General features: G+C 64.2%; 7 protein-coding genes. 5 read left to right on the top strand and 2 right to left on the bottom strand.

Going from position 1 to position 4,780, the window contains the following annotated elements; all coding sequences use genetic code 11:
- From PY310_RS21250 to PY310_RS21235, 4 genes are all read left to right on the top strand, one after another.
- On the top strand, nt 1-472 hold a 472-nt coding region (locus tag PY310_RS21250; RefSeq protein ID WP_275216616.1), incomplete at its 5' end, for an MFS transporter.
- Nucleotides 473-525: 53 nt separating this feature from the next.
- Nucleotides 526-1,092 (top strand): DUF2243 domain-containing protein, encoded by a 567-nt coding sequence (locus tag PY310_RS21245; RefSeq protein ID WP_275216615.1) that lies wholly within the window; start codon nt 526-528, stop codon nt 1,090-1,092.
- The gene (locus tag PY310_RS21240; RefSeq protein ID WP_275216614.1) at nt 1,089-1,430 is read left to right on the top strand and encodes a cytochrome c oxidase assembly protein; all 342 of its coding nucleotides are present in this window, start codon (nt 1,089-1,091) and stop codon (nt 1,428-1,430) included. Before PY310_RS21245 ends, PY310_RS21240 begins: the two co-directional genes overlap by 4 nt.
- Nucleotides 1,378-1,839 carry a cytochrome c oxidase assembly protein gene (locus PY310_RS21235; protein WP_275216613.1) on the top strand — a complete coding sequence of 154 codons (462 nt, stop codon included), beginning with the start codon at nt 1,378-1,380 and terminating at the stop codon, nt 1,837-1,839. The genes PY310_RS21240 and PY310_RS21235 overlap by 53 nt, the downstream gene beginning before the upstream one ends.
- 137 nt (nt 1,840-1,976) lie before the next feature.
- Here PY310_RS21235 and PY310_RS21230 read toward each other — a convergent pair whose 3' ends face one another.
- Together PY310_RS21230 and PY310_RS21225 are read right to left on the bottom strand one after the other, a co-directional pair.
- Nucleotides 1,977-3,176: an IS4 family transposase gene (locus PY310_RS21230; protein WP_275216612.1), complete on the bottom strand. Its 1,200-nt coding sequence runs from the start codon at nt 3,174-3,176 to the stop codon at nt 1,977-1,979.
- A gap of 215 nt (nt 3,177-3,391) precedes the next feature.
- On the bottom strand, nt 3,392-3,931 hold the full coding sequence (locus PY310_RS21225) for a class I SAM-dependent methyltransferase (RefSeq protein ID WP_275216611.1): 540 nt from the start codon (nt 3,929-3,931) through the stop codon (nt 3,392-3,394).
- 517 nt (nt 3,932-4,448) lie between these two features.
- Between PY310_RS21225 and PY310_RS21220 the strand changes: the two genes are divergently transcribed.
- The coding region (locus PY310_RS21220; protein ID WP_275216610.1) for a hypothetical protein at nt 4,449-4,780 on the top strand (332 nt) is incomplete at its 3' end.

Genomic DNA, 4,780 nt, shown 5'->3' with positions numbered 1-4,780 from the left:
GCAGGGGACCTGGCCAGGACTGGCCTCCTTCTATGCCCGCTACGCTTCCCAGCACCGACGTAAGTCGCTGCACCGCGACTGGCTGGAAGCGGTCACATACGTAAAGAAAAACCCAGGACCCAAAGCAATCTATCCCGCCCTCCTCGCGGCAATCGGCGACGTGGCCCATCCACTATGGCGGGCACGTTCCGTGGGGATTTTAAGGCTGTGGCGGGACGGCGGCTTCGCTGTCGGAGCCCTGCTGTCCGGGGTACTGGCCGACGCTTACGGAATTCCCGCGGCCGTGCTTGTGGTTGCCGCCCTCACCGCAGCATCCGGCATACTGGTGGCCCTCCGGATGCGCGGAACCGACCACAACATCCCCCTGAACCACCAGCGCGGCCGCCGGCCAGCCCGGCAGGGGTGCCCGCATCACCGCAGGTCAGGAGGGCATACGGCGTGGACGCCGAAAGATAGTAAGCATACTGTGTAAAGAGTGGGTACGAGCCCGAGATTGATGGCCCGAATGAGGAGAACGGAGTGGACATGTCCAACCCAGAAGCAGCACATGGCAGGAACCATGAGGCCGCGGCCAAAGCGATCACGTTGCCCGGGATCATTCTCGGGGTAGGGCTTGGCGGATTCGTGGACGGGATCCTGCTGCACCAGATCCTGCAATGGCACCACATGCTCTCCAGTTCCGAAACCGCCAACGTCGACATCGGCGCATACCCGGTCACCACCGTCCACGGGCTGCAGATGAACACCCTCTGGGACGGGTTCTTCCACACCATCACCTGGCTCGCCGTGCTCATTGGACTGGGCATCCTGTACTCCCGGATCAGCGGGTCCCGCGGCCGGATCTGGGCCTCGAAGGTCCTGTGGGGCTGGGTGCTGGTTGGCTGGGGGATCTTCAACGTCGTCGAAGGCATCCTGGACCACCACCTGCTCGGCATCCACCACGTCATCAGCGGCGAGTACCAGACGCTGGCGGACATTCTGTTCCTGATCTTCGGGGTACTCCTGATCGCCGGCGGGTGGGCGCTGCAGCGCACCGGCCAGGTCCTGGACCTGACCGCGGATGACCGGCGGTCAGCTGCCGACAGCCGATGACGGCCGTCCATGGCGCCCACGCTCACCAGGGCGTCGGGGCAATCGAGGCAGGAGTTCCGCTGGTCCTGCTCGCCGTCCTCGTCCTGGGATACGTGGTCCTCGCCTATGCCCGGAGCACCGAGCCGCGCGGCTGGAACCCCTGGCGCACCACCGCCTTCGTCACCGGCGCTGCACTCCTCGCCCTGGGCCTGATGCCCCAGACCGCCCCGTACCCGGAAGGCAGCCTGCCCTCCCACATGTACCAGCACCTGCTGATCGGCATGTACGCACCGATCGGGCTCGTCCTTGGGCGCACCGGTCACCCTGCTGCTGCGCTCCCTGCCACGCCGTGCCGGTAAAACCATCGGCCGGTCACTCAGATCCCCTCCCCTGCACCTCCTCGCCCACCCGATAACCGCGCTCATCCTGAACGTCGGCGGCCTCGCGGTCCTGTACTTCACCCCGCTCTACACCACCGTGGCGCAGAACCCCGGGCTGCACTGGCTCATCCATGGGCACTTCCTTCTCGCCGGATACCTCTTTGCCTGGATAATCGCAGGGGCCGACCCCTCACCGCGACGGCCCACAGTGCCGGCCAGGCTCGTCATCCTGGGCGTGGCGATCGCCGCGCACGCCATCATCTCCCAACTGCTCTACGCCGGGCTGTACGTCCAGGTCACCGCCACTGCCGCGGAGCTGCGCCAGGCCGGGGAACTGATGTACTACGCCGGAGACATCGCCGAACTAATCCCAAGACCGTTTACTTAGGCGGTTTGGGTATTCGTTTGAGTTGCCAGCCTGACATCTTGCGTTTGATGACGCGGGGATTGGTTCGTTGCCGGCGTGGCGGCAGGAGGTCGTGGAGGATCTCGCCGGTGAAGCTGGTGAAGGCTTTTCGGAGTTTGTCAGGGGGAAAAGGCCGGGCGGTCGGCGAGGGTTCGCCGGGCTGCCCGGAGGGTGCGTGTAAAGGAAAACCGTAATGGTTCTTCTTCGAACAAAAGTGCGACTTCGCCGAATAGGGACCGCAGGGCGTAGTGGACGCAGAGGTAGCCGTAGATTTCCTGGAGGACCCCGTCGGGGGTTTTGGAGCGCAGGACGATTCCGGGGCCGCGCTGGTGGGTTTTGAGTTCGTCGAAACAGGACTCGATTTCCCAGCGCCGTCCGTAGAGGTCTGCCAGGTCCTGTGCCGGTGCTGTGTCCGGGTCCAGGATGGTGGTGATGAGGCGGAAATCGCTGGTGTTGGCGCCGGTGGTGACGGTGTATTCAATGACCCGGACGGGGATTGCGTCCGTGTTATTCCGGCGGGCCTTGGGGTTGGCATAGACCGCGGAGCGGTACGAGCCGTCCGGCAGTTCCTCGAGCACCGGCAGGACATTGCTGGCCTTCATGCGCCATAGCAGTGCCGCGCCCGTTGCGGCACTGTCCCTCCAGGCGTGGTAGCTGAAGAACCCTCGGTCTGCCATCAGCAGCATGGAGGCGTCCAAGTCCGCATGCAGCCCCGGGAACATGTCCTGCTCGGCCGTGTCATAGCCAGTGACCACGGCGCCGATCACCGCGTGGGTGCCGCACTCCACGAGTCCGATAACCCGGGCCTGTGGGTATGCGCTCTTGATCTGGGTGGCTGTGCCGGGCCGTCCGTAGTACTTCTCGTTCGCTGGCGTATCTGCGATGTCCAGGCACGTCCCGTCAACGCTGACCAACCGCCATTCCTTGTAAAAACCACTGCTTCCCGGTGCTGCGAGGGGCTTGGCAACCTCCGCGAAGAGTTCAGCCATCACCGTCGAACCAAGCCGCGTGCGCGCCTTGAAAATCGCGGCCTTCGTCGGCATCTGCCAATCCCTGAACCGGCCCGTGATCCACTCCATGCCCGCCAGCAGCGAACGCATCACCTCTTCATACGAGCCGGCCGCGAACAAGGCCATAGCCATCACGTAATAGACCATCAGCCGCGACGGCAGCAGCCTGTTGCGCATCTGGCCCGCACCGCTGCGCGCGATCACCCGGTCCACCACATCCGGCGGGAAAGCTCGCGTCAAAACACCCAGAGAGACATGGTCACTCAAACGTTCCTGGGTTTCGGGCTTAATCCATCCGCTGCGAGCCATGTACCAATATTAACAGAGCCTGAGCTAAGTAAACGGTATTTGAACTAATCCTGGCCTTCGCCATGATCACAGCCTGGCGACCCTCCCCATCCCGCCAGCATAAAACAAGCCTGCCAAAGACCGTGCCGGGACCGGCCTGAGCACAGCAAGCATCCCCGGCCGCTGTTTCACCCGGTCGGCGATTCTGCGTCCACCCAGCACCGCAGCCGGTAGGGTCAGGCCGCGCCGCGGCCAAGGGCTGTGGCATGGCCAAGGATGTGCGCGATCGGCGGCGCGAGCGGATGGACTGAGAACCCGAACCTCCGGTTGTCGCTGACCGTAAACCCTGCCTCGGTGATCGCCCTAAGCGTGTCCCTGTTCGGGTGGCAGCCACCGGCAACCCGCTTCCACAGCGGGGTAAGGACATCCTCCGCCGCGGCAAGAACACCATGTTCGGAGCGGACGTGCTCATAGAAGGCCAGCACCCCGCCCGGCCGCAGGACCCTGCGTGCCTCAGCCAGGGCCGCGGACTGGTCAACGACGCTGCACAAAACAAGGCTGGTGACAACGGCGTCTGCGCTGGCATCGGCAGCAGGGACAGCCTCCGCGGCCCCGGCAGCGACGATGACCGGAACCGGAGCGGACGCTGCCTTGTCTGCGGCCAGGGCGCGCAGGTAGTCATCAGGCTCCACCGCCAGGACTCCTGTAACCGTGGCGGGGTAAAGCGCGAACGCTGACCCGTCCCCGGCCCCGATCTCGATAACACGGCCATGCAAGCTACTCAGCAGATCCCTGCGATGTTCAGTCCCGCCCCTGCGGTTCATACCGTCAACCGCCCGGGCATAGCGCGGGCAAAGCGGGGATGCTGCAGCGCGGCCGGCCCGCCTGGAGCCTGGGGGTCCGGGACGGTCATTGTGCACCGTCCACAGGGTAGCTGCCCAAGGCTGCGAAACCCGCCCGACATCCTTCTGAAAAAGCATCCTGACCCGCCCTGCAATCGCCGCACATCATGCACTGCTCCCTTGCACTCCAGTCCCCCGACTGCAGTGCAGGACCCACCAACGGCCACACTCCCCACCCTGACGGTGGTGAGCACCAGGCGTCAGACCGGCCCAGCCCTCCTAGCCAGGCACCGCAGACAGCCTCAGCCCGGAAATGTATCGTAAGGCCATCCAAACCCACGGAGGACGTTATGGATAACGAGAACCTTCACCAACAGGACATTCCGGACCGTGTGCGTTCCAGCACTCCGAGCACGTCCAGGCCGGACTCGACCGCGAAATCGAACGCCACATGGACACTGACGCCGACCGGTCAAAAGCCGACATCACTAAACGCATCGAGGAACTCGACCACGAATGGGACGTCGAACGACTCCTCGAACTCGATCCCTCGTCCCTGGCCTTCATCGGCACGGTACTGGAAGCGACAACCAACCGGAAATGGCTGCTGCTCCCAGCAACTGTTCTAGCATTCCTGTTCCAGCACGCCGTCCAAGGCTCAAAAGACAGGTTCATGGTCAATTCTCCTGGCTCAGGATTGCGGCGGAGGCCCTGTAAAGGGCGCCTTCATGATCACCCGGCAAGCGGTCCGTGGGCCAGCCGACGTGTTTGTCAGGGCGGACC

Source organism: Pseudarthrobacter naphthalenicus (assembly GCF_029076445.1).
Classification (GTDB): domain Bacteria; phylum Actinomycetota; class Actinomycetes; order Actinomycetales; family Micrococcaceae; genus Arthrobacter; species Arthrobacter naphthalenicus.
Note: the sequence above shows the minus strand (reverse complement) of the source record. Positions and strands in the feature narration are given on the sequence as shown.

Excerpts from the sequence above, each read along its gene's own strand:
- PY310_RS21245 (WP_275216615.1), top strand. The coding sequence starts at position 526 with ATGTCCAACCCAGAAGCAGCACATGGCAGGAACCATGAGGCCGCGGCC.
- PY310_RS21240 (WP_275216614.1), top strand. The coding sequence starts at position 1,089 with ATGACGGCCGTCCATGGCGCCCACGCTCACCAGGGCGTCGGGGCAATC.
- PY310_RS21230 (WP_275216612.1), bottom strand. The coding sequence starts at position 3,176 with ATGGCTCGCAGCGGATGGATTAAGCCCGAAACCCAGGAACGTTTGAGT.